Here is a 26,043-nt window from a genome sequence, read left to right on the forward strand (position 1 = left end):
GTTAAAAATACACAATAGTACTTTTCGCCATTTTTATTGAAAATAAAGACAAGTGAAAACATCCATGAATGGCAAGTTCTATAGATAAATGTGCCCTACAGAACATAATGCGTTTAAAAAACCAATATTTGGAATTCACCCCCCTAAACGAGTCATAATTTCTGCCTAACGATGATGCTAACCTGACCTATTTTTAGAATCTGATTTTTACAAAAGAACATATGATGAAATACTTACTTTTTGCAATACTCAGTTTTATTGCACTTGCTAACATTGAAGCAACTAATTTGATTCCAGATCCAAGTTTTGAGAATGGTTATACCTCAGGTGGAAATGATGATTACTATGCCTTTGATGGTAATTACTCACTTTGGCGTGCATGGCCACAAATAGGTTTTGAAATTGATACGGAGACCATGAACTCAGGTTTACGTTCACTTAAAATAGTACATAGAGATTATGGTACTGATTACACTCCTTCATTCAGATCTCAAGCCTACCCATCACTAGAAGCAAATTCGACGTACACTTTTTCGTTTTATTACAAAACAGACTTGGACAGATCAAGTACAAATTTTAATCTTACCCTAAAAAGTGGTACCCAAGAAAGCAATGCTCAAACCATTATTAAGGATGTAAGCATTGCAATTGATGCAGCTGCTAAATATGGTTTTGTTTTATTAAGTGTAGAATTTGAAACAACTGATGCGGTTGATGCATTTACACCATATATACAAGTTCCATTTATGGATAAAGATGCATCAGCATTCTATCACATGGATGATGTATCCTTAATTAAAAAAATAGAAACTAAAAAGGCTTGGGCTCCTAGCCCTGCTGATGAAAGCGAAAAAGTTTCTGTAATGCCAACTTTAAGCTGGCAAGCTGGAATTACTGCGGTAAAGCGTAATGTATATTTTGGTAATGACATAAATGACCTACAAGAAGTAGCGACTGATATTACCTCTCTACAGTTTACGCCAACTAATGAATTAGAGTACGAAACAACTTACTATTGGAGAGTTGACGAGATTGAATCAGATAATACAACACACACTGGAGATGTTTGGAGCTTTACTACGGTAAGGTTTTACGATGTGTATATGGATATGATCAAAACGCAAAGTGTAGATTCTGATAACGATGTAAATTGGAAACAGTTTGGCCCAGGAAATTCTGGTTTTGTTAACTTTTTACGCTATCACCCAACACGCGCTGGCCATTGTATGACTTCGCCAGATATGCACAACACCTACCAAACTGAAGATAATGGTGCAAGTTGGTACACAGTAAGAAATTACGACGAGAGCCCTATGTTCTCACGTTTATACGATATGTTTTACTCAACAAAAGATGAAAATTTTGGTATCGGGATTGAGTGTGCTCGCTTATTTACAAGCAATGACATGGGCAAAACATGGGATAACGTAAAAAACTGTCCTTGGTATACAAATAATAGTGATGGAGACGAGACTCGCTCATGGCACAGAAAAGTTTCTGCCGTAGGCTTAGACCCAACAGATGATAATACATGGTATGTAGGTGAAGGAAACTTTTGCCGGGGACAACAACATTTATGGAGTTGTATAACAGGTGTTACTGGCTCCAACCCAACAGGAAATGAAAACTCTTGGGATAGCGGTAAATGGCAAGGTAAAATATGGAAAACTACGAATGCTGGTGAAACATGGACTGAAGTATCTACTGGTTTAGATGACAAAGCACAATTCTCTCGTATTATTATTCATCCTGAAAATAATCAACTTGTATTTGCAGGTTCTCAAATTGGTTTATACAAAAGTACTGATGGTGGTGCTAACTGGACTAACATAATTGATGGTCAACTAGATAATGGTACCATTATGGATATGGATTACTATTACAACGCAACATCAGGTAAATTTATATTATATGTTGCCGATCAGGTAAGATATTACCCAGATGGACAAACTACCAAGTGTGATGGTGGTATTTTTAAATCAACTGACAACGGGGAAACATGGACTAATATTAATGGTGATTTAGGTTTAGATATCAACCAACTTTCAGGTGGTGTGCCAGATAATTATTACCAATATATTGGTAAGTGGTTTGATTCTTCTCAAGCGCAAGCAAAAGTAGACTATCCAACTAAACCTACTGCTGCTTTACAATATTTCAACTCATTAAATGTTGATCAAAGCCAAGAAGATGTTCTTTATGTAGGTTTTTACGATGCGCAAATACAATATTCTATCACTCCAGGTCGCTTATGGCAAACTTTAGATGGTGGATCACATTGGACAAATATTGCCCGTGATTTTGGCCCAGCTTGGGAAGCTGATAAAGCTTATTGGGAAAGCAGAAACAATCCGTATAACGATAATATGGAAGAAGGTCACTCAATATTCAACCAACAATGGAGCCAAAATTACCCATTACGTTCACTACGTTACTGTTCTGTTAGTCCGGTTAATGGAGACATCATGTTATTGTATGCTCATAACACATTTTTAAGCACAGATAAAGGAGTCACATTTAAACAGGTTGATGAAACTTATACTGCATCAGGTAACATTATGGGTAATGGAAATAGTAACCTTCCGGGACAATGTTTATGGCAAGATAAACGCTTAGGTGAAAACGTTGCTTATTTCGGATCGGGTGAGCATCACTTATGGAAATCTACCAATGATGGTGTTGATGGAAAACAAGCTGCTCAGTTCTTACCTAGTTCACACGAGAGTGTATTTTCAGTAGTAACTCACCCTTGGGATGAAAATACAGTGTATACAACTTCAATGCGTCAGCATGATTTGGATAGAATTTATAAGAGTACTGATGCCGGAGAATCGTTTGAAGATTGGGGACGCGCAACACTTGCTAGCGAATGGATGCGTACCAACATGATTCGTATCGATCCTATCAACCCTGATAACATGTATTTCGGGGTTACCGAAGTAGCTGGTTCTGGTGGCGGAAGCGGTACCGATGGCCCTGATAAAGATAAAGAAGGTGGTTTCCATAAATCAACTGATGGTGGAAAAACTTTTGACCCTAGCAATAGTGGTATGCCTGATAAAGTGTGGGTACACGATATTGAGTTTGACCCTCGCGACGATACAAGAGCTTCGCTTTTTGCAGCTGCTCCTTGGAATAAGGAAAGAAAAGAAAATGGAGGTTTATACCACTCTACAGATAGAGGTGAAACCTGGACAGAGATCGAGGTAGCTAGTAATCTTGAAGGTATCAATAGTGTAACTTTTGATTATTCTGGAAGAATGTATGTAAGTGCTGGACGCCGAGAAGCCAATGTAAATAACGGTGGCTTATTCTATAGTGATGATTATGGTACAACATGGGTCCAAATATTTGATGCCCCTTATGTTGAATTCTTTGATGTATCTCCATTCAACAGAAATGTACTTACATTCTCGATGGGAGAATTAACCAAAAACCCTGGTATTTTCATGAGTTTTGACCGAGGTAAAACATGGAGTAAAAACAACCATGTAATGGGTCAACCTGATAATATTACACAAGTAGAGTTTGATTTACATGATGTCAATCTCATGTGGGTATCTGTAATGGGAAGTGGTTTTTACCGAGGAACAGTTACAGATGGTGATGATTTAAGAAAAATCACTGCAAGTCCTGGAACTGGAACCTTAAACACTAAGGAAACGATTCAAATTGAAGCTGCCACAACTGAAAACCTAGGAACTTTACAATACATCTCTGATAATCCTTCTGTGGCAACGGTTGATTCTGATGGTTTGGTTACTGCGGTAAAAAGAGGAGCTGTGAAAATTTGGGTGACTTCTGAAGATGGTGTTTATTCTGATTTTGTTTATTTAGTTATTGATGGCGATGAAACCTCAGTTAAGGATAAGGAGCAGAACAATGCTATTTCAATATTCCCTAATCCTGCGAAAATAGGTCGTTCTATGCGTATTGTTTCTGAGAAAGCACCAATCGACAATGTTAAAATTTACACTTTAGCTGGTCAGGTAATACTAATGCAAAATGCATATAATAAAACAACCGATATCAATACAAATCAGCTACCAGCAGGAACTTATATAATTAGAGTTCAGGCTGAAAAATATATTACTTCAAAAAAACTTATTATCACCAACTAAAATTGTTGATCAATAAATAATAAAACACAAAGCCTCACTTACGCAAATTGTAAGTGAGGCTTTTATTTTAAGAACTATTACCGTTATTCTAATGTAGCTTATTTCTTTTTCTTTTTGGCAACAACCGCAATACCTCCAATAGCAACCACAGCAATTACAATACCTATTACTACACCGTTTGAACTTCCCTCTTCCTCATCATCATACGCACTCTCATCATACGCACTCTCATCATATAATACTGGAGCCATATCATCAATAGAAAGCGAATCGGTAACTGCATCATGATCTTGTGCAAAAGCGCTTCCACCGGCTAACATAAGTACACAAAAAGTGGCTAACATTAATTTTGATACTAACTTTTTCATAATCTATAATTTAATTTATTAGTTATTTATTTTTTCAATTATTTCCTTTCGCAATTCAAGTGCAGGCCTATAATTAGTATTATAAACTAAACATTCATCAAGCAGACTTAATGCCTCTATATTTTTACCTTGATGCGCATTTAATTGTGCCCACGATAAGTAGGTTTGATAGCTCTTTGGGTTATTCTTTAATATCTTTTTATAATACTTTATGGCCTTGTCTTCATTTCCTTCAACACACTCAATTTGCGCCAAATAATAATAACTCGGCTCATAATTGGGTAACACATTTAAACACTGCCTAAAGGCATGCTTTGCTTCTGATAAACTATCTAATTTTAAATACGACTTACCTAGGTTAATCCACGCTATTTCGTTTGCCGGATTCAAATGCGTTGCATTCTGCAGAAATGCTATAGCGGCCGTATACCTTTCCGCTTCGTAATTCTGTTTGCCATAAAAATCATCCTTACTTTGGCGTTTTACAATCACACAAACAGGCACTCCTTCTGTTTTTATAGATTTTATAGTCCCCATTGGGGGCCATATTTTTAGGTTGGTTTGCGATGGATCAATGGTGGTACAGTAAAAAATACCATAATCCCAATCTTGATTGCCCCTTTTATAATAGGGTGTATATTTAAAGGATTCTACCTGCTCACAATTATCAAAATAATTATGAATATCGTAGTTTGAGGCAATCTTAACCTTATCATCCTCGTTATTCTCTAAATGCAATCTCAACCAACTAGAAGCCTCTCCCACACTGTGGTAATAATAATCAATTTCGTATTGGTTGGTTAAAGATTTATAGGGCCCTGCCAAGCTATTAAAGTAGGTATACTCCAAAGGATAGTTCCGAATCATAAACAGCACAGAAGGCAATAAACAAACTAGAAATACTAGAGCAATTACTCCTTTAAAAGCAGTCTTTTTAATTCTCCCTATGACATAGGATAAACCCAAAGAAGCCATAACTGCCAATAATGGATAAATAAACAAAAAGTGACGCCATCCTCCGTAAACATTAGCATTGGTTGCAAATAAATACAATAAAGGAAATGCTACCGAGAACAATAACACCAATTTGGGGAATAGTGTATCGAAGCTCTTTTGCCCTTTAACTATGGATACAAAGAATAGCAGCAGCAATGGAAAAATGATCAATGGTATGGTAATAGCCATAAACTTTGGAATATAGTACCACGGTAATTGATCGCTCCAGAATAGCTTACCTTCAAATAACTGACGGAGAATTACCGGGTAATGCGACATCATTTTCATGGATTTTAGCACATTTGCCAATGGGTTTTCGAGGGCAAAAGGCCAAAATAACAAGGCTATAAAATAGGCTGCAGTTGCAATTACAAAAACATACATCCCATAAGTGAGTAATTCTTTTGAAGTAAGGGCTCTCTTTTTATTCTGATATAATAAAAGAATGCCACTAAAAAGAAAAAAGTAACAAAACACCAATAAGCCACCTGCTCTAATACTCAATATAAAAGCCATGCTTAGCACTAATCCTATAATATGCTTACGCGATGGGGAATGGATAGATCGCTGTAACTTGAGCATGTAATAAATAGACGCTATATAACCTAAGGCGAAAGGAATATCTTTTAAATTATTGTAAGAATGCCCGATAAAACGAGCTGATGCCGCCATTATAATTACAGCAAAAATAGCTGCATTATACCCACCCATTTCAAGAGCTAGCAAGGCCACAAATAATATGCACAAAAAACCAAGCAAAGCATTGCAAATATGACGGAATACATAAATATCTTCAACGCCAAATAATTGAGCCAACAGAGTAGTGAGGTTATCAAATGACTGTCCGTAATACTTTAAGTTAGTCAACGGGGTTTGCAGTACAGTTCTATCCTTACCAAAACTTGTGTAATAATCAATTACCGTTTCGGCTTGTTTTAAATGCACTTGCTCATCACCAGAAATACCCGCATTAGTGCTAAGTATGGGCAAAGCAATAAATAGCAACGCCAACAGGGCAAACAGTATATATTTTTTATAAGTATAGTTGCTCATTTAGTTATCAACTTTGGCTTTACTATGAAACTCACGAACCAAATAAATAGGCCTATTTTGCGTTTCGCGATAAATACGGAAAACATACTCTCCCAAAACCCCGAGGAAGAGCAATTGAATGGAACCAAAAAAGAAAATACTAGTTAAGGTTGATGACCATCCCAAAGGAGATAAGCCCAAAAACTTAGAAGCTAAAATATAAATACCTGCCAAAAAGGAAACTACAATACCAAGCATTCCCATTACTAAACAAAACCGAACGGGCAGTTTCGAAAAGGAGAAAATAGCATCAAAAGCCAAACTAATCAGATTCCATGTACTCATTTTAGAATCGCCCACCTCGCGCTGATCGCGCTGATAAGATATGGTTGTGGTTCTGAATCCAATAAAATGACGTAAGCCAGGTAAATAGCGCGTTTTCTCTTTTAGTGATTTTAGGGCATCGGCAGCAGCCTTATTCATCATAGAAAAATTGCCAATGTGCTCCACATCCTCAAGTTCACTCACCTTACTAAACAAACGGTGAAACAACCAGGTAGCCACGTTACGCGATTTATTTGATGCATTCGCTTTTCTGTAGCCGCTTACCACATCAAATTCTCCCGACTGTAGCATTTGATACATCTCGGGTATTAATCGTGGCGGATCTTGCAAATCGCCATCCATCAATACCAAATAATCGCCCTGCATATAATCGATACCTGCCGTATAAGCTGCCTGATGACCAAAATTGCGTGATAAATTTATCACCTTAATTCGGTGATCTGTTTTCTGATGATTCAAGAGCATACCCATACTATTGTCCTTTGAGCCATCGTTTACAAACAACAACTCAAAATCGGAGCAAGTGGCTTCTAAAGCAAAAACCGTTTGGCTTACCAACTCATCAATTAACGACTCCTCGTTATATATGGGTATTACTACTGATATCATTTTATTTCTTTAGTGAGAAGACAAAAGAATGAAGGATGAAGAGCATCAATTTACTATGTACTCCTTCCTTTAGTCTTCTGCCTTTGAGCTAATAACTCAATTATAAATCTTTCCAAACATTACCCTCCTTATCAGAAGCAACAACATTACTAATAAACTTCATTCCCCTTAATCCATCTAATACAGTTGGAAATTCACCAATTACATATTCATCGCCACGGATTGATTTAGCAGCCCCTTCGTATATATTTGCAAGCGCCTCATAAATTCCCTCTGGGTGCCCCGATGGCATTACATGACTGGCCTCGGCAAAGGCACTATTATAGGCATGCGCAGGTTTATATACCTTAGTGGGTTCTGAATCACTCAACATGTAAAGAAAATTCGGGTCTTCTTGGCTCCATTTTAAGCTGGCCTCTGAACCATAAATACCTATGCTAAGGTTATTCTCTTCGCCCGCTGCCACTTGGCTCGAGCGTAATACACCCTTTATATTATCACCCAAGTTTAATAGCACAGTTCCATCCAAATCGAGCTGCACGTGCTCTTTTACATTGTTTAAATCGGCCAATACTTTTTTCACCTCTAGGCCTGTGGTATATTCTATCATATTAAAAGCATGCACACCAATATCGCCCATGCAAGAGCTCATGCCTGCATGCTCAGGCTCTAGTCGCCATACCCCTGTAATACCCGAATCAGTACCCTGAATAATTGAATTTACCCATCCCTGATAATACTGCGCATCTACCCTATGAATGGTTCCCAAGGCGCCCGACTTTACTATTTCCTTCATCTGACGCACCATAGGATAACCTGTATAAGTGTGTGCCAAAGCGAAGGTTAAATTAGTTTCCGCTACAATTTTCTCCAATACCACAGCCTCATCAACAGTAAAAGTCATGGGTTTTTCGCAAATCAGATGAAATCCGTTCTCAAGTAATTTTTTAGCAGCCTCAAAGTGTAAGGCATTCGGGGTAACTATGGCAACTGCTTGTATTCTATCTTCTTTATTCTGGGCTAATTCTCCAGCGATAAAAGCATCCACCGAAGTATAAACTCTATTGATATCTAGGTTTTCTTCCGCCGCAAATTGTTTCGACTTTTCATAATCGGAACTAAAGGCACCTCCTATTAATTGATAAGAATTGCTAATGCGTGAGGCTCGGCGATGTGCATCGCCAATAAAAGCTCCCGGACCTCCGCCAATCATTCCTAGTTTTATCTTTTTCATTGTTTTCTTTTTTTTCGGTTCTTTTTGGGGCCTCTTTACAAAAAGTTTTTGTTTTAATTAAAGCATTAGTAAGACCGAGAAGTTGAGAGCTTCGCTCGAAAATCACTCGGCCGCACTTAAGCTTTAATTAAATAAGAAAACCTTTTGTAAAGCAGCCTTGATTTTCTTTGCTTACTTTCTTTCATCAAGGAAAGAAAAGTAAGTCGGGTTTGGAGTGAAACCCCAATACGTAACTCAAATCATCAATATAACTTAGTGCTTCTTCTTATAAGTAGAATACAAAATAACAAAGCCCACTATTAATATAATCGGTAACACACCAATACTTTGCAAAGCTACTTTCTCATTATTCTCTTGCATAATTCTACCCATTACCGGCAAAAACATAGCTACTGAAACCATCCCTGCTCCGCCCATTAAGGACATGCCAAGGGCACCACTTTTGGGGATATACTCAGCCACAAAGCCAATCATGGTAGGCCAAAAATAGGTTACCCCGATGGCAAATAATACCGAGGCTACAATTATTAAAATTGGTGTGTTCACCAGACTTAATGCATAAATTCCGATTGCTGAAAAAACGGCTGATAGCAATAGTACACCCACCGGATTTAGGCGATGTACCAGTCCTCCTGCAAAGAAACGTCCCACAGCCATGATGCCTGTAATCAAGGCCAACATTAACATTTGGCTTACACCTACCCCGGCTAAAAGGGCATTTACCCATTGCGTAGTCACTAATTCAGTTGACGAAGTGAGCAACATGAGCGTAAACATTATTGGAAAAATCATACTGGTTTTACGCACCACCAAGGCCTCAATTGCTGATATTACAACAATACCGCCTATCAGAGCCAAATACATCCAGCCCTCGGGCAGATGAATAATATCAATGGCCAATAATATCATTAATGTGATAGATGCAATAATGGTAGCCGGCGCTCCGGTTGCCAACAGCATTTCTTTATAGGATACGCCACTTGAAACACGTTCGGTTTCAGGAATAAGCTGCTTAAAGAACAAGAAGCCATAAATCGCCAAGGGAATAAATAGAACTCCAACATATATTTGCCATCCAATGTGCATGGTATCCATCATAAAGTAGGCTAACAAACTACCCACTACAATACCTCCAGGAAACCAAACATGAAAGCGGTTTAACATGGTGGTTTTGTTGTTGGGAAATAATGTTGTGATCAGCGGATTAAAAGCGGCCTCAACACATCCATTACCCAAACCAATAAATACATTTGCGATAAAAAGAGTTTCCTTATCGTGTGCCATAATAAAAGCAATGGCTCCTATGAGGTGCAAGAAAAATGCAGCCCATACTACGGCCTTTGTTTTAACCACATCAATTAAAAAGCCCCCTACTACCATGGCTACCGTAAATCCCCAAAAGGCAGGACCAAAAGCCCAACCAATGGATTCTTTACTTAATCCGAATATGCCACCTTCGGAAACGGGGCCAAATACTTCTTCTATTTTGGCGCGCATGGCAAAGGTGAGCGAAGTAACTAGCAGTGCTAAGCAACTTCCGATAAACAAGCGTGATTTATTTATAGATTTTTCCATACTGTTGTAGATGATTTTGTGGTGTATTACTGATTTTCTTTATCAAAGGCTGCATCAAATGCCAAATTGGATGGCGTAAAATCAACTTGTTTTACAAACGCACACGATTCGGTTGCACCTTGTTCACGATCCATTGCACCATCTTCCCACTCCACAGAAAGTGGTCCTGCATAGGCCATTCTGTTTAACTCTCGTATAATTTCTTCGAAATTGATTTTTCCGCGCCCCATACTTCTAAAATCCCAGTAGCGGCCTGCTTCTCCAAAATTTGTATGTCCGCCAAATACGCCAGCATCAGTTGGAGTATTGCTCCAGGTAACATCTTTCATATGCACATGCACAATTTGCGCAGAAAACTTACTAATGAACTTCACATAGTCTACACCTTGGTAACCCAAATGACTCGGATCGTAATTAAAGCCAAACGCAGGATGATTACCAATGGCTTTTAAGGCTCTTTCGGCCGATGCAATATCAAAAGCAATTTCTGTGGGATGAACCTCTAAACCAAATTTAATTCCCAAGTCATGAAAAGCATTCATTATGGGAGTCCAGCGTTCTGAGAAATCCTTAAAACCCGCATCTATCATCTCCTGTGAAGCAGGAGGAAAAGAATATAAAAGATGCCAAATAGAGCTTCCGGTAAAACCATTTACAATTTTTACCCCAAGTCGTTTAGCCGCTTCTGCCGTTTTTATTACCTCGGCAGCCGCTCTTTGTCTAACTCCTTCGGCATCGCCATCGCCCCAAACATAATCGGGCAAAATTGCCTGATGGCGTTCGTCTATTCTATCACAAACTGCTTGACCAACGAGATGTGTTGATATAGCATATACTTCTAAATTATATTTTTTGAGAATAGCTAGTTTCTCATCACAATAAGCTTGGTCGGCTTTATCCACTTCAAAGTGATTGCCCCAACAAGCCAGCTCTAAACCGTCGTAACCAAAGGCCTGCGCTTTCTGACAGACAATTTCGAAATCTAAATCGGCCCACTGGCCCGTAAATAATGTGACTTTTCTGCTCATTCTATAAAAAGTTTAAATGCAGGAGGCCACTATTATAAGTAGCAACTCCTGCCTTATTAAAAACTAATACAAATATTTAATTCAATTATTCTCTACCACAATTCTTCTCCATAAGACCATCCTTTTCTTACGGGCTCTTTGATGTATTTATTTAATTCAGGATGATTTGTTACTTTCATATTGGCAGCATCAAACTCAATTCTTTTATTTGATCGTTGTGCCAATACACCCACTAAAGCCATTTCTGTTAGGCCTGCGCCATACTCAAATGTGGAACCAGGTTTTGGTCCAACTCCCCTTATGGCATTAATAAATTCTTTATACTGATTTTCTTCAGGGATACGGGAGATCGTTTGATTCCAACCTTTTTTCTGGAAGGCCTTCCAATCTTCATTAGGCATAATTATTCGGGCATTATTCGGTCTTCCTCCAGTCATAACCGACATTTTTTCGCCCACCATAATCATCCCATTATTTCCTAACTTATGTGTTAACCACTCTGGTCTATTCTCAGGTTTTTTACCACCTTCGTACCATGTTAATTTGACCGGAGCTTTATTTCCTCTTTTTTCGAATTGAAATTCTAAGACCGATGAATCTGTAACAATATCGTTTGGCATGCCTTCGTTACGAACAGCATGTAATGGCTGTACCACCTTTGGTGAGCCCAATTCTAGTGCCCAATACGGAGCATCTAAGGTATGACAAGCCCAATCGCCTAATTCGGCATTACCCAAGTCGTACCAACTTCTCCAACGGCGCGGCACATAACACTCGTTAAATGGTCTCATTGTTTGAGGACCCATCCATAAATCCCAATCTAAACCTGCAGGTACTTGCTGTGCTTCTGGCGGATAAGTAGCAGGCTTACCAAACCAATTCCCTTGAAAGTCTGGACCATTAAACCAAGCATGTACTTCTTTTACCTCGCCAAGTAAACCTTGATCGTACCACTCTTTTATATTACGGATACCATTTGAAGCATGTCCCTGGTTACCCAATTGATTAATTACACCATACTTTTTAGCAGCCTTTACCAATGTGCGTAATTGCCAAATATTATGTGCCAAAGGTTTTTCAACATACACATGTTTTCCCATTTCCATGGCAGCCATGGTTACGGCAAAGTGCGTATGGTCTGGCGTAGATACAATAACTGCATCAATATCTTTATGCATCTCATCCAACATTACTCTAAAATCCTTGAAGGTTGGCACGTTAGGCATCAACTTACTGGTTTTTGAGAGCATCTCTTCGCTTACATCACATAGGGCAACAATACGAACCTTTGGGTTTAAAACTCTTTCTTTGGTTTCTTTATTATAAGATTCGCTGATTAGTCCGTTCCAATTACCTTGTCCTCTTCCGCCAACACCAACAATAGCGATGTTAACAATATCGGTTTTTGAACAACTCACCAAACTGGGAATAATCATTGCCCCGGCAGCCATGGTACCTGATGTGCGTAAAAAGTTTCTTCTAGATATGTTTTTCATTGGTTTAATAATTATGATGTTAATATTGATGCCTACTTTTTAAATTAAAGTTCCCTTATCCAAATATTGCGATAACTCACTTCGTTTGAGTGATCTTGCAAAAACAAAGGAACTTTTGCATCGTGATATTTATAACTTGGATGCCCTATGTATTCCGTTGGTCCCTTAAGCTCTACGTGATTCTGGACCAATACGCCATTCAAGAAAACCGTAAGGTATGCTGGGCTCTTTAAAGATTTATCAGCATTGAATTTTGGTGCCGTAAAAATGATATCGTAAGCCTGCCATTTCCCTGGTGCAATAGTTGGGTTTACCAAGGGAATATGTTGTTTATAAACACTACCGGCCATTCCATTATAGTAAGTTTCGTTTTCAAATGAGTTCAACACTTGCACCTCATATCTTCCCATTAAAAAAATACCGCTGTTGCCACAACCTTGTCCTTTTTTACCAGCTTTCACATCCTTAGTAGGGCTATTCCATTCTATATGTAGTTGGCAATCGCCAAAACTTTGCTTGGTTTCTATGGCGCCACTTTTTGGAACCACGGTAAAACTCTTTCCTTTTACTTTCCACGCAGCCGGCATGTCTTTTCCCTTCTTCTGCCACTTATCAAGATTTTTACCATCGAATAGAACAATGGCATCTGAAGGTGCTTTTGATTTTTTGCCCGGAATAACAGCCTCTGGTTTTCTGCTCCAATCTTCAGTTTCTTGAGGCTTCATTTTATTTTTTTTCTGAGCCACAGCACTCAGCGTGAAAACGCACAAAAAGATGGATATTAATACTTTATGATTCATAGCTATTTGATGGATGTATTAAAAAATGAAATATTCTTTTTTAGATCGGGCATTGGATTTTCCCAATTGTGCTCGTGCTCTATAACCCATTTTCCACTATACTTCTGACGATGCAATTCTGTTGTTACAGCCTTCCAATCGATAATGCCTTCGCCCCAAACTACGGCATGCCCTTTTTTATCGGTGCGGTTTACATCTTTCATATGAATTTCAAAAACTTTGCCCTCTAATTTCTTTAAACATACTGCCGCATCAAGTCCTGACCGGGTCCAATGCCCGAGGTCGGTACATGCACCCATATAAGCACTTCTGCCTTCCAAAGCCTTTAGCACAATATCAGGATTCCAATACCTTGTTGGGTCAGGGTGGTTATGAATAGCCACTCGTATCTTATATTCTACACATAAGGCATCTATCATTGGTAACAACTCCTGCTTAGGCTCTGAAACAATGGTTTTAATGCCCATCTTTTTTGCAAATTCAAAAAGCTTCTTCCAATCTGCTTCCTTATTAGGAGATATAACACCATAACTCTCCACCTTAATTTTATGCGCCTTAAGCATGGCTTTTAGGTCCTCAATCTGAGAGTCGGGCATCGAAAAGTGAGTAGTTCTATCATCGCTAGCAGAAAACTTTTGCTTGGGATAAAGTTCAATGTACTTGATGCCTAGCTTTTGCATATCAGCAAGAGTTTCGCTTAGCGTGAAGCGATTAAAAGTCCAAGCCTGAGTGGCTAGTTCCCACTTTTTTGCATTTGCATTGATGGATACAATCATCATAAATACAGCTAAAATTGATACTACTTTCTTCATAATTAATTTTTAGCGCTTAAGCGAGAAATTGCGAACTGAGCCATTTCATTGGTTAATACATCGTTTTCTAAGTCTTTTAAGGCTGAAATACAATTTTCAGAACCCATCCAACTTAACTCTCTGCACAAGTAATTTTTAGCATCCGCTGTTGCTTGTTCATCATTTAATAATTGGATTATCTTATCCTCTATTTTTGCTAACTCACGAGGATTGTCACTATATTTTTTGATTCTTTCCGATATTAAATTGAGATACTTTACCGACTCGCCCACTTTATATTTAGATGCATTTCGGAACAAGTCGTTTATCGTAAATGCCTTATAATTTGGCAATATTAGAGGAGTAACCGAGTTTGGCATATCCTCTGGCAAAGCTTGAGTAACTTCTCCTGTGGCAGCCCATTCTGTACCTCTTAATAAAGTGTAAACAAAAAATGCACTTTTAAAGGCTACTGTATTCGAGTCTTTACCCACATGGCCAAATACATTGTGAAACACCCTACCTTTACCATAATTTATGGTAAATAATACGGGTTCGTGATAACCTGTACCTCCTGTTTTCTTAGGCGAAAAAGCAGTAGCCAATACTTCCATATTTTCAGCTGGCCCTCTTAATTTCGCGTATAACTCATCGTATGCGTGCATGCATTTTGCAGGGATACCTTTCATTATAGGATGTTCGGGCATACGGTTATCAACAACAAATTGATCTTTTTTTCCGTGCATTCCACCTTTTCCGGGAGAATTATCTCTTACTACCTCCCCATTTTGCCAACGCACATAAGGGCCATCCTTTTCGTTACGTTTGCCCCATCCGCCAAGACCAATAATTTTATTATACTCTTCCCACTCAGGAAAACTATTGTCTGCAGCATGTATTACAACAACACCTCCACCATTGCTTACAAATTTTTCAAAGTTGCTTTGTGTTTCTTGTGGCCAATTATCGCCGTTATAATCGAGCAATACCACATCGTATAAAGTAAAATCAGGTTTAAACCCCGACATATCCTCTCCCTTGTTTGGAGTAATAGCTACATCAACAGTAAAGAGCTCCGAAGTTTCGAGTGTTTTTTGAAGTGCCACATGCGAAGCCTTCCAGTTATGATTATTTTGCCCTGTAATTATTAATACGTTCTGCTGCTTTTTGCCACAAGAAGCTAAGCTAACGACAAGCACCAAAAATGCTAATTGTATAATGGTTTTTATAGATTGAATCATTGTTCTATTTTTTAATTCATTGAAATAAGCTTAAAATCGCAAGTCGCTATTGTGGCAATTGCCAAGGAGATCTGAACGGTCGGCTTAACAAACGATTGGCTTGTTCGCTATTGGTAAAACGCTCTGTATTGCCATCCCACAATAATTTTTGATTAGTAAGCATGGCTATTTCTCCCAATAAACCAACACTAATAGAGTTGTGTGCCACATGTGCAGGCGTGATGGTTTCTTTACTCGATTTTACACAGTCAATAAAGTTTTCCATATGGTTACCACTAAAGTAAACCGGCTCTTTAATCAAACTTTCAGGTGTATCAAGGATATCTTGGCTACTTGCCCACAAACCACTTCTGTCAACATGTATCCAACCTTTTTCGCCATACCAAACGGTACCCATTCCTCCACGTTTATTTTTTGCATCGGTGCCTTTGCCTCTGCGATTTGAATAAGCACTTGCATTAGCCACACGCATATTTACTCCAGTATCATATTTACAAGTAAAATCGTATTCAACAGGTACATTATAAATTCCTTCTATTGGATAAACACCCTTGCCTTCAACCTCTATAGGAGATTTGTTATCGTAACCTAGTCCCCAATGTGCAATGTCAACATGATGCCCTGCCCAATCGGTTAACTGTCCTCCTGAATAATCCATAATCCAACGCCAGTTAAAATGCATTACGCCACGAAATGGCACTTTAGGAGCGGGCCCTAGCCACATATCCCAATTTACACCTTCGGGTGGAGATTGAATTGCCGGGGTACCAATAGGTTTGCGTCCATCGGGCAAGCCAACTTCTACGTGAGTAACTTCACCAATCACACCGTTTCTGACCAAATTAACAGCTGTACGGAAGTTTTTTATAGATCGCTGCCAACTACCTGTTTGCCAAATAATATTATTAGCGTTAACAGAATCAACAATGGCTCTACCTTCGCTTATTGTGCGAGCCAAAGGCTTTTCTCCATAAATATGAATGCCTTTATTGGCTACATTGCAGGCAATTATTGAGTGCCAATGATCAGGCAAAGCCAATATTGCAGCATCTAATTTTTCGTTATCTAATAGTTGTCTGAAATCTTCGTATTCACGAGCCTCACTTTTTCCGCGCGACTCAATAATTAGTTTTTGCGATCGCTCAATTTGTTTTTTATCAACATCGCAAAGTGCCACTAGCTCAACGGCTTTATTTCGAAGTGCATTTTTCATATTTCCGCGACCCATACCTCCAGAACCCACTAGGGCCATTTCGATACGATTACTCGGTGCTACAAAACCATTTTTACCCATGGCTGAAGCTGGAATAATAGATGGAAACACAGTAGCCCCAACTAGGGCGGCTGCACTTTTCTTTAAAAAGCTTCTTCTACTATTAGATTTTTCACTCATTAGACTGATATTTAAATAGATTTATTTCGGATAACTTAATTATGACTTAATTGCGGTTCCTGGAATTGGAACTGGAAACTCCATATCAATATCTCCCATATGATATTCTGTTGGGCCAAGACGCAATTTTGATTTACTGATTTCTTCCCAGGTAATTTTTTTCCCGGTATAAGCAGATTCACGAGCCATTATCGCCGTAAGGTTAGACATGGCAGTTTGCTCAGCTTCGTTTACATATTCGTTGGTTCGAATAGCCGTAACCAAATGAATATGCTCTTGTATGTAAGGAGATATTTTAACTACGTTAGTTGATTTACCATCTTTATCTTTAGGGTACTCATAAGTCCATTTTACGCTTCCATCCGGATTATAAATGGTGTTTTTACAGTTAGTATAACCTTTAGTTCCAACAACTAGCTCACCAGTTCCATTGGCACAATTATCTATTTGACGGCTCATACTATGGGAGAATAAACCGTTGCCATAATCAAAATCGATACTGAAGAAATCGTATTGATCGCCCGTTACTCTGCGGTGTCTTCCGCCATAACCAACCGCACTAAGCGGCGTTTTACCAGTAAACCAATTAACCACATCAATATTATGCACATGGGTATCGAGGATATGATCGCCACACAACCAACAGAAATTATTCCAATTACGCATCATATATTGCATATCGGTCCATCCCTCTTGGCGTTTACGAAACCATACGTGCTCTTGGTTCCAAAATGCCTTTGCACTAACAATATCACCTATAGCTCCGTTGGCTACTTGTTTGTAAGTTTCGATATAATCGCGCTGATGACGACGCTGTGTACCCGTTACCACATTTAATCCTTTTACCTTGGCTTTTTTTCCAGTGGCGACCACAGAACGTATCCCCACAGGATCAACAGCCACTGGTTTCTCTAGGAAACAATGTTTGTTTTTTTCTACCGCTAACTTAAAATGCTCAGGTCTGAAATGCGGAGGCGTTACCAATAAAACCACATCCACATCAGTGTCCATCAATTTTTTATAGGCATCAAAACCCACAAAGCAATTTTCATCCGGCACATTAATCTTATATTTCTTCAAACGATCTTTACATGCTTCTACTTTATCTTCAAAAACATCCGCTAAGGCGCCTACTTCAACACCTGGCCCAGTACTTAAAAAATTAAGTAAAGCTCCGGTACCTCTATGTCCGCAACCTACCAAACCCGCTTTTAGCTTTTTACCTTTAGGTGCTCTATTTAAAAGAGGAGGTAAACCCAACTCTTCGTGTGATTTTTTATTTGCACAAGATGATAAAAGCGAACTGACACCAATTGCGCCAATAGTTGTAGCTACTGTTGATTTCTTTAAAAAACTTCTTCTTGAGACCTCTTTCTTTGCCATTGAACTATGGTTTATGTTTTTCTTTTTTTGTCTGAATTACTCTGGTAAATTATCCTCTACTTCGCAAACTACGCGGAAGCCAACATCAATACAGTCGGAATACCACCAAATACTTTTAGGCATCTGCGGATCGGTTTGCAACCACTTTTTAGTTTCAGTTGATCTACGAGCCGCAGCACGTAAATCGCTTGCATCTGATTTAAATGAACCCCCACGTATTACATGTTCGCGCCCTTTAGCAGGACCTGTAGGATTCTCTAAAACTTTTTCTTTGTACAATCCATAAGCTTGTGGGTGATAATAATCTGAGCAGAACTCATACACATTACCTAACATATTCTTCAATCCAAATGGATTTGCAATTACAGAAGATGGCTCATTGGTTTTGCCATTACTGTTACCATCGAAAATAGTGTACGACGCAATTGTTGCTGTATCGACTCCAAATATTTTATTCCATGTACTTTTCTTAGAATAATCTGATGGATTACCATCGAAGAAATAAGCTGACTGTGAACCCGCACGAGCAGCATACTCCCACTCTGCTTCAGTTGGCAATCTGTATTTTTTACCCGTTACCTGCGATAACCACTTACAGTAAACCTCTGCTGCATGAAAACTCATAGTTATAGCTGGGCGTTGACCTTTCCCCCAACCTTGATCGGGCGCACCCCAAGGTGGAGTGGCTCCTGAAATAGCATCAACCTCATCTGATTTTACTTCGCTTACTTTAACCGACTCTTTGCGACCTTCAGAAGCTGTAGCGTTGAAGAAGGCTAAATATTCGTCCCACGTTACCTCAACTTTAGCCATAAAAAAACGCTTCATTTTCACTTTACGAGCAGGGCCTTCATTACCTTGTCGGTAATCTTCTTTTTTAGGACTACCCATAATAAACTCTCCTTCCGGGATGGCAACCATATCAAAAGCTACCGTACTTCCCGGAATGGTTTCTTTAAAGTTTTTGAATTTAGTGATCTCAGCAGCTTTAGTAAATACTTCCTTCTCGCTTTCATCAGCAGCAAAGTTTACATTATGCGCATGTATTGCATCGGCACTGAAGTGTCCCGTATGCATATGGCAATTTAAACAAGTAAGTTCTTCTTTATTTGACTCGTAATATAAATGAGAATCTTCGCCCTTAACCGAAAGCCCTGATGGGAATAAATTAGAATGACAGTTTAAACAAGATTCTTCGTAGGTAAATTCATTTGCTTTGGCTACAGTTCTTTTCCCTTCCCAATTAAAATCAGCTGAATCTTTAAACATGATGCCATACACATCTTTTAAACCATGCTTTGTTTTGGCCCATAACCTACCATGTCCTTCGGGAGGTAAATGGCAATCGACACAATTTACAATTACACCAGATTCATTATTCACATGACCAGATAAGCGCCAAGATTCTTCGGCATGATCATGAACATGGCACGAAAAACAATATTCGTTAGTTGAAGTATAATCTACTACAGTTCCTCCTAAATGACGCGCTATAAAAGCAACGAGGAAACCGAAGATAAAGATGACATAATATTTCTGGAAAAAAGATTTAATCCAAGTTTTACTTTTCATTAGTGTTCAAATTTTCTGGTTGTTTAATTTGAGCACTATAATAAGCCTAGGACATTATTGAGTGATTAAAAATCTATTTTTTACGACTTAACTCCATATTAATTTCACATTAATCCATGCGATAAACCCCCTGTTAAACTGCAACTTATAAGAAGTATGAAAAAGTGTAATTATTTTTAAGGATTATTCACACTTAGTTATATTAATACCAAATTAATATCAGTATTACAGATGCAGGATATGCTCCTGATAGGATTCCATCATACATCAAATGAGGAAATAATTAAATGAAAACTTTTAAACGATATAAAATAATTCCCGCTTAAGCGGAAATAGAAAAGATTAGGAAACTAAACTTTTATAAGATATGGGAAGGTCTTCGTTATAAACCTCAGAATAACGTTCGGAGAATGATTTGAAAAGGAAACGGGCTTCATTTACCTGATGCATCTCTAACAGCGCTTTTACTTTGTATTTTAGCGCCTCCTCATTTAGGTCGTCAACAATTAATACTCTATCGGCTATTTTAATAACCAGGTCAGGATTTTGATCTAAGGTAAATTCGGATAACAAGCGCACCAATACATCAATAATTTTATTAGAATAAGCTCCTTTTACCTCATCAAACAAGGCATCTTTACTATCGAATAGAAATGCGCCACGGTGCACAATACTCAAAAATCGATTGAGTTTAAGGTGATCGCTGAATAAGTTAGATTTTCTATAATTTAAACTCTCGTAATAATCACAATACACATTTTCCGACAATTCTATTCGCCATCTTTCCTGATGATTTATGATGGTAATCTCATCAAGTTGATTTAGTAACCCTCGTAACTTACTAATGGAAACCCCTCTATTGTTAATGGCTTTTTTTCGAACGAACCCGGTCCAAACTTCAGCAATGAAATCTTCTGAACTCACCCCGTGTGACTCATTTTTACTCTTCAGTAATAGATAAATGAAAATTTGTTTCAAGCGAGGCGTAAAACTATTGGTGATATCCAAACCATTTTTATTTATCACTCTAAACTCGCCAAATAATGAAATTGAATTATTCTCTTGAAGTTCTTCATCAATTAATAAAAAAGAAGGCTCTGTAGACTTCTTGTTTTCAGGAGTCTTTTTTACTCGTCGTGTAATAAATATCAATAACAAAACAACTGTCAAAATACTGCCAAAAACCACTCCATACTTTTTAAGAAAAAAAGTGAAACTACTTTCTGGCATTAACGATACGCCTTGATAAAGATTCCATATTTCATTTTCTCCAAGAGCTCTATTCCAAATAATAATATCATCTAAACTTCCCTCAAACAGTTGATCTTTACTAATAGAGCGTCCGATAAACAAATTAGACTTACTTACAAAAGGAGGATGATTAAGAGATGCCCCATCTAATTTGCCATTCACGTAAATGGCTTGTTCTTGATTGTATTTATTATAGCGCCATACAATATGATACCATCGGTTAGCACACAGATTGGTTGTTCCTGAAACATCGTTTGAGAAAAAACCAAAATAGGGTTTATTGTTTCTGATTTGAAGGTGTAGTCCTCCTCTGTAATAATTTTCTTTAGTACCCATTACAGAGAAATCGCGTTGCTTTTCGTCTGTATTTCTGGCCAATTTAACCCATGCACTTATGGTAAAGTCAGAATTTGATATGCCAAGCGTACTTGCCTCGGGTAAGGTAACATAGGCGCTCCCATCAAACTGAAGTACATTATTTCTCTTGTTATCGACTTTTAGCTCTGCCCCGTTATTTATTACTTTATACTTATTATTGCTTTCATCTGAAATGGATTCCGTAAACGGGAAATAAGCTACTAAACCCTCTTGAATATCTACGGGAATAGCAATAAAGTTTTGTACAATATCTTTAGATATACTTTCTATCTCTATCTTTTCAGGAACAAATCTGAATCCCATTGCACTAGGTTCTAGAACAATCTCTTCATTTTTTACGGCCGGAAAACAAAAGTTGCCATTGGTAACGGCATTGAAATTGCCTTCCCAAAAAACTCTAGTAAGAGGTTCGCGATTATACGAAATAGTTCCTGTTATATTTTTTTGGTTACCAAAACGATGCTTTAAGCCCTTTATATGACCACGGCTTCTGCTAAAGACAATGAAATTAACTTTTTTGCCGGTGTTTTTCCAGATATTAATTCCGTGCGAAACAAAAAAGGGATCTCTATTGGTATCAAGGTAATTTAACGAAGAGGTGTATTGGGTATAGTTATCAATAAATAGTAGCTTATTTTTGATATCTCCCCTACAAAACTCACCATTAATCTTAGGCTGAATATCTGACGAATAGCAAGGCTGAACCCCATAATCCCAAAAATTTTTGAGCATGGGATTTTCTGAAATTTGATTTAAACTAAAACAAACTAACTGATTATAACCTAACAATAGAGTTTCAATAGTAGGCCATTCTTTTGATGGAAGATCCTTCCATATATAACGATAACACTCTTGCTGCTGCAAGAAATCAATTAATATTTGAGTATTAAAACTGTAATCGAAAAATATGGTAAATACAGTTTTAGAATTCTGCTTACAAATTTGATCTAGTTGTTTGCAAACAATGGAAAGATCCTTTCCGCTTCCCCCTGAATTTTGAACTTCAATTGAAGTACTATCTTCATTTAAGGCAAGTTTAAAAATAAATCCATCAGCTCCACCCTCTACTAGACTTTCAATACTCTTAAATTTATTTTGAGATCCGAACGCATAATCACAAATTAAATTAATTTGCTCATCATATCGCTTATTAACCCCATACGATTGCGCATACGAAACACTTTGTACAAAAATACAAAATAGTATAACAATAGGAATACAGTATGAACGATAGGGAGACATAGATTTTTCTCAAAATTTTCACTAAAAATATATATTCCTTTCAATTAAACCAATCCTGTTGGGATTTATAATATTAAACAGTACGCCTAATATGAAAAAAGGATGATCTCCATGGAGATCATCCTAAATATATTAACATTGTCTATTGTTAAATACTGCGGACAGCATACTATTATTAGTTAATAAATACTCTTACACTATGGCGAGCCGGATTCTTTGCTAAATCATAAACATCAAATTGCAAATTATAATAACCAGATTGAATTTCAATGGGGATTTGTCCTCCGAAAAGCACTAGATTAGTTACTTCTTGGTAGGTTTCTGATAATGGAATAACCATTTCTTCAGGTTCCCAAGGCAAATCTATTCCTGTTGCTGATTTCAGTGTATCAGGCATTGCTTCATCAAATAAAAGATTTACTCTACACTCTTTTAATGCTTCATTATCCTGAAAGATGGCATCTAATGTTAGGTGTCCACCTCTTAAAAACATTTGATCCTCGGTAGGTGCCATTACTTCAATATAGGGCGCTTGGTTATCTTTATTATCATCTTTACTGCAGCTGATTAATACTGCTAATAAAATTAATCCTAGTATAATATTTAAATTTTTCATGTTATCTAAATTTTATAGGTAAATCGAAGCTATAATTAAGAACCTCTCTTTGTTTTACCGGTAATGATTTACTTTCGTTATTGTCGTCTTCGTTTCTTTTTACAAGGTGTGTTTCTGAACAAGCCTCATAAGTAAGGTATCCTTCACTTGTATTGGCAAATGCTCCCCACATTAGTATTGTAATATTTCCATCCTCATCGTAATGACCCTTAACGGTATCATCAAGGTGTATATTCATAGATCCATTATCCATTGACCAACGATAGATAAGCAATGGTCCGTCTTTTGCACTAACAGCAACCTCCTGAGGACTAATCTCTATTGTTTTATCTTCAAAATTAACAACAGCTATAACAGTTCGTCCGTATCCCCAATAATTATAAATAGCAATTTGATTATAAGTACCTTCTACTTGTGAGATTTTCATAGTTCCGTAGGCATCCCAATATTCATTATCATCGCCATTGATTATTCCATTGCGTATACTATGATCTATTTGATTAAACTCTCCAAAAAGATAGGTATCTTCAAAAACAGGAGGATCAGTTGTGATGAAACTAGATACTTCACTAAATGAAAAACCATTTTTAGTATAAGTGTAGGCTTTATAAAAATACTTAGTATTACCAACTAACAAATCAAACCAAACTGACATCTGAAGATTATTATGGTCTACCGTCTTAACAATTAATAAGGAATCAGGAAAAGTATTATCAACACAGGCCATATAGCCACTCTCTAATATTATACTATCTCCATTTATTTCTATTTGGGCATCGAGATAAACTCGATCAAAAGAGATACTATCAGATGCAACTGTAATGGTTGGAAGCGCATCAGGTGATGTTTTATTATAAAAATCAGCATCCACCTCCTCATGACATGATGTAAATGAAATACATATACTCAATAGCAGTATATAAATATTTATTATTTTTAGTTTCATATTTTAAACTTTTAAGCCATTAGTCGTTTTGTTCACTTTCATCGATAAAATCATTATCCTGCATTTCGCGGCGTGGCACTTGAAACACCCAGTTTTCGGCTCCTGGCTCAATTACTAATTGAGATGATGCACGATGATTAGAACCTTTGTATGATCTATCAATACCTTTATAAAGACGCTTATTATCGAAGAAAGAAAAACCTTCTCCCCAAAGTTCAATACGACGCTGTAAATGCACAAAATCAACAGTAACATCTATCTCAACATCTTTATAAATAAGCTCACCATTTTCATCAAGAATCGGATTTCCGTTGTTATCAACAACTAACTCTTTATCCCAATCGGGAATACGATTATTTAGTAACTCGATTATTACTTCCTCTGCTTTACTCTCTTGCCCCAAGTGTGCATACGCCTCTGCTTCGATAAGGATCATTTCTGACTTACGCATATATGGGTAATCTTGAGTCCAATCTGTTTTTTTACCGAACTTTAAACTGGCATAACCTTTAGCAATATTAGGCGCAAATTCAATATCCTCAGCAAAACGATCTTCGTTTTCAGGCGTCAATCCTTCTGGCCCATTAAATAATCCCCTCCTAATATCATCAACATGTATAGTATCATATAATTGTTTATCGATTAATCGAGCAGCAATTATACCTGCATAACCTGGTGAATTATTTGAGATATGTGCAAACCAAGATAACAATGAAGACTGTGTTTCTACAGTATGCCTGTATCCCCACATCCATTCATTATTAGCATCCATAAAGCCACTTAATAATTCATCTTGATTCATCAGTTGGTAAGAAGCATGTGATAAACGCGCGTGATCGGCAGCCTTTTGCCACTCTTGTGTAAGCATGTAATATCGTGCCAATAAACCGTGCACTACATTTTCATCAACTTCACGAATTTCTACACTTTTACCATGCCCCTCCATTAATTGAAGAGCCAATAACAAATCTTGCTCTGCTTGCTCTAAAACCTGACGAACCGTATTTCGGCCACGCAATTGATCTTGTTCTTCCGGAGATATTTCATCTAAATCAGATAGTAAAATCGGCACACCTGGGGCATCCCAATTTATTTCTCCTTTAGTATTCACCTCCTGATACAACTGAATAAGGTAAAAGTAAGACATACCTCGAAGGGCATAAGCTTGTCCCAAACAATTATCATAAAAATCAGGACTATATGCATTAATTTCAGCAGATAATTTGTTGGCCAAATTTAATAACTTATTGCCATTACCAATTATTGTATAAAAGGTATTCCAAATAAAGGCAGTTCTAATGTAAGGTGCCAATCTATATTGATGCAAGTAGTCCCACTCAAAATAATTGGAACCATCCATAACAATGTCTTGCCCCATCATATCGGTGGCATGTAAGGCTGCAGTATAATTGAAAGAATCGTGACCTGAACCTTCTTGATAGTCGACCATAAAATAATACAAGCCATTAACCACAGACTTTAATTTTTCTGGTTGGGTTCTAATGGTATTTTCTAGGTTCTCTTCATCAATTCCATCTGTATATGTCGTGTCTAACATATCGGAACACGAGAACAAAGGGAAAAGTGCAAATAAAAATAAGTTTCTAAAATATTTAAGTATCATAT

General features: G+C 37.6%; 18 protein-coding genes. 1 reads left to right on the forward strand and 17 read right to left on the reverse strand.

Annotated elements, in window-relative coordinates; all coding sequences use genetic code 11:
* Positions 1-221: 221 nt before the first annotated feature.
* The gene (locus tag A8B35_RS16220; protein WP_083634488.1) at positions 222-4,121 is read left to right on the forward strand and encodes a VPS10 domain-containing protein; all 3,900 of its coding nucleotides are present in this window, start codon (positions 222-224) and stop codon (positions 4,119-4,121) included.
* A 98-nt stretch (positions 4,122-4,219) separates the two neighbouring features.
* Here the strand turns inward: A8B35_RS16220 and A8B35_RS16225 are convergent, their stop codons facing one another.
* The 17 genes from A8B35_RS16225 to A8B35_RS16305 form a co-directional block, all read right to left on the reverse strand.
* Positions 4,220-4,489 (reverse strand): hypothetical protein, encoded by a 270-nt coding sequence (locus A8B35_RS16225; protein WP_075603475.1) that lies wholly within the window; start codon positions 4,487-4,489, stop codon positions 4,220-4,222.
* 18 nt (positions 4,490-4,507) lie between these two features.
* Entirely contained in the window at positions 4,508-6,538 is a 2,031-nt protein-coding gene (locus A8B35_RS16230) for a tetratricopeptide repeat protein (RefSeq protein WP_075603476.1), read from the reverse strand.
* Positions 6,539-7,471 (reverse strand): glycosyltransferase family 2 protein, encoded by a 933-nt coding sequence (locus A8B35_RS16235; protein ID WP_075603477.1) that lies wholly within the window; start codon positions 7,469-7,471, stop codon positions 6,539-6,541.
* A 100-nt stretch (positions 7,472-7,571) separates the two neighbouring features.
* Positions 7,572-8,705, reverse strand: coding sequence for a Gfo/Idh/MocA family protein (locus tag A8B35_RS16240; protein WP_075603478.1), 1,134 nt, complete (start codon positions 8,703-8,705; stop codon positions 7,572-7,574).
* Positions 8,706-8,957: 252 nt separating this feature from the next.
* The gene (locus A8B35_RS16245) at positions 8,958-10,280 is read right to left on the reverse strand and encodes an MFS transporter (RefSeq protein WP_075603479.1); all 1,323 of its coding nucleotides are present in this window, start codon (positions 10,278-10,280) and stop codon (positions 8,958-8,960) included.
* Between the two features lie 26 nt (positions 10,281-10,306).
* Positions 10,307-11,308: a sugar phosphate isomerase/epimerase family protein gene (locus tag A8B35_RS16250; RefSeq protein ID WP_075603480.1), complete on the reverse strand. Its 1,002-nt coding sequence runs from the start codon at positions 11,306-11,308 to the stop codon at positions 10,307-10,309.
* A 92-nt stretch (positions 11,309-11,400) separates the two neighbouring features.
* Positions 11,401-12,804, reverse strand: coding sequence for a Gfo/Idh/MocA family protein (locus A8B35_RS16255; protein ID WP_075603481.1), 1,404 nt, complete (start codon positions 12,802-12,804; stop codon positions 11,401-11,403).
* Between the two features lie 44 nt (positions 12,805-12,848).
* On the reverse strand, positions 12,849-13,529 hold the full coding sequence (locus A8B35_RS16260) for a 3-keto-disaccharide hydrolase (RefSeq protein WP_245820806.1): 681 nt from the start codon (positions 13,527-13,529) through the stop codon (positions 12,849-12,851).
* Between the two features lie 77 nt (positions 13,530-13,606).
* The gene (locus tag A8B35_RS16265; protein WP_075603483.1) at positions 13,607-14,416 is read right to left on the reverse strand and encodes a sugar phosphate isomerase/epimerase family protein; all 810 of its coding nucleotides are present in this window, start codon (positions 14,414-14,416) and stop codon (positions 13,607-13,609) included.
* Positions 14,417-14,418: 2 nt separating this feature from the next.
* On the reverse strand, positions 14,419-15,636 hold the full coding sequence (locus A8B35_RS16270; protein ID WP_075603484.1) for a ThuA domain-containing protein: 1,218 nt from the start codon (positions 15,634-15,636) through the stop codon (positions 14,419-14,421).
* Between the two features lie 46 nt (positions 15,637-15,682).
* Complete coding sequence (locus A8B35_RS16275; RefSeq protein ID WP_075603485.1) at positions 15,683-17,029, reverse strand: Gfo/Idh/MocA family protein; 1,347 nt, start codon at positions 17,027-17,029, stop codon at positions 15,683-15,685.
* A 39-nt stretch (positions 17,030-17,068) separates the two neighbouring features.
* On the reverse strand, positions 17,069-18,412 hold the full coding sequence (locus tag A8B35_RS16280; protein WP_075603486.1) for a Gfo/Idh/MocA family protein: 1,344 nt from the start codon (positions 18,410-18,412) through the stop codon (positions 17,069-17,071).
* A gap of 36 nt (positions 18,413-18,448) precedes the next feature.
* Complete coding sequence (locus tag A8B35_RS16285; protein ID WP_075603487.1) at positions 18,449-19,984, reverse strand: SUMF1/EgtB/PvdO family nonheme iron enzyme; 1,536 nt, start codon at positions 19,982-19,984, stop codon at positions 18,449-18,451.
* 342 nt (positions 19,985-20,326) lie between these two features.
* The gene (locus A8B35_RS16290) at positions 20,327-22,855 is read right to left on the reverse strand and encodes a LamG domain-containing protein (RefSeq protein ID WP_075603488.1); all 2,529 of its coding nucleotides are present in this window, start codon (positions 22,853-22,855) and stop codon (positions 20,327-20,329) included.
* A 175-nt stretch (positions 22,856-23,030) separates the two neighbouring features.
* The gene (locus A8B35_RS16295) at positions 23,031-23,471 is read right to left on the reverse strand and encodes a DUF4625 domain-containing protein (protein ID WP_075603489.1); all 441 of its coding nucleotides are present in this window, start codon (positions 23,469-23,471) and stop codon (positions 23,031-23,033) included.
* Position 23,472: 1 nt separating this feature from the next.
* Positions 23,473-24,417, reverse strand: coding sequence for a hypothetical protein (locus tag A8B35_RS16300; protein ID WP_075603490.1), 945 nt, complete (start codon positions 24,415-24,417; stop codon positions 23,473-23,475).
* A gap of 19 nt (positions 24,418-24,436) precedes the next feature.
* A complete protein-coding gene (locus A8B35_RS16305; RefSeq protein ID WP_075603491.1) occupies positions 24,437-26,041 on the reverse strand; it encodes a RagB/SusD family nutrient uptake outer membrane protein in 1,605 nt (534 codons plus the stop codon).
* Positions 26,042-26,043: the final 2 nt, after the last annotated feature.

This window comes from Saccharicrinis aurantiacus, from assembly GCF_001660705.2.
GTDB lineage: Bacteria > Bacteroidota > Bacteroidia > Bacteroidales > Marinilabiliaceae > Saccharicrinis > Saccharicrinis aurantiacus.

What these genes read in the sequence shown, in the direction of transcription:
- A8B35_RS16230 (WP_075603476.1), bottom strand. Translation starts at nt 6,538, where the DNA reads ATGAGCAACTATACTTATAAAAAATATATACTGTTTGCCCTGTTGGCG.
- A8B35_RS16300 (WP_075603490.1), bottom strand. Translation starts at nt 24,417, where the DNA reads ATGAAACTAAAAATAATAAATATTTATATACTGCTATTGAGTATATGT.
- A8B35_RS16250 (WP_075603480.1), bottom strand. Translation starts at nt 11,308, where the DNA reads ATGAGCAGAAAAGTCACATTATTTACGGGCCAGTGGGCCGATTTAGAT.
- A8B35_RS16255 (WP_075603481.1), bottom strand. Translation starts at nt 12,804, where the DNA reads ATGAAAAACATATCTAGAAGAAACTTTTTACGCACATCAGGTACCATG.
- A8B35_RS16290 (WP_075603488.1), bottom strand. Translation starts at nt 22,855, where the DNA reads ATGTCTCCCTATCGTTCATACTGTATTCCTATTGTTATACTATTTTGT.
- A8B35_RS16295 (WP_075603489.1), bottom strand. Translation starts at nt 23,471, where the DNA reads ATGAAAAATTTAAATATTATACTAGGATTAATTTTATTAGCAGTATTA.
- A8B35_RS16235 (WP_075603477.1), bottom strand. Translation starts at nt 7,471, where the DNA reads ATGATATCAGTAGTAATACCCATATATAACGAGGAGTCGTTAATTGAT.
- A8B35_RS16220 (WP_083634488.1), top strand. Translation starts at nt 222, where the DNA reads ATGATGAAATACTTACTTTTTGCAATACTCAGTTTTATTGCACTTGCT.
- A8B35_RS16260 (WP_245820806.1), bottom strand. Translation starts at nt 13,529, where the DNA reads ATGAAGCCTCAAGAAACTGAAGATTGGAGCAGAAAACCAGAGGCTGTT.
- A8B35_RS16280 (WP_075603486.1), bottom strand. Translation starts at nt 18,412, where the DNA reads ATGGCAAAGAAAGAGGTCTCAAGAAGAAGTTTTTTAAAGAAATCAACA.
- A8B35_RS16245 (WP_075603479.1), bottom strand. Translation starts at nt 10,280, where the DNA reads ATGGAAAAATCTATAAATAAATCACGCTTGTTTATCGGAAGTTGCTTA.
- A8B35_RS16285 (WP_075603487.1), bottom strand. Translation starts at nt 19,984, where the DNA reads ATGAAAAGTAAAACTTGGATTAAATCTTTTTTCCAGAAATATTATGTC.
- A8B35_RS16275 (WP_075603485.1), bottom strand. Translation starts at nt 17,029, where the DNA reads ATGAGTGAAAAATCTAATAGTAGAAGAAGCTTTTTAAAGAAAAGTGCA.
- A8B35_RS16305 (WP_075603491.1), bottom strand. Translation starts at nt 26,041, where the DNA reads ATGATACTTAAATATTTTAGAAACTTATTTTTATTTGCACTTTTCCCT.
- A8B35_RS16270 (WP_075603484.1), bottom strand. Translation starts at nt 15,636, where the DNA reads ATGATTCAATCTATAAAAACCATTATACAATTAGCATTTTTGGTGCTT.
- A8B35_RS16240 (WP_075603478.1), bottom strand. Translation starts at nt 8,705, where the DNA reads ATGAAAAAGATAAAACTAGGAATGATTGGCGGAGGTCCGGGAGCTTTT.
- A8B35_RS16225 (WP_075603475.1), bottom strand. Translation starts at nt 4,489, where the DNA reads ATGAAAAAGTTAGTATCAAAATTAATGTTAGCCACTTTTTGTGTACTT.
- A8B35_RS16265 (WP_075603483.1), bottom strand. Translation starts at nt 14,416, where the DNA reads ATGAAGAAAGTAGTATCAATTTTAGCTGTATTTATGATGATTGTATCC.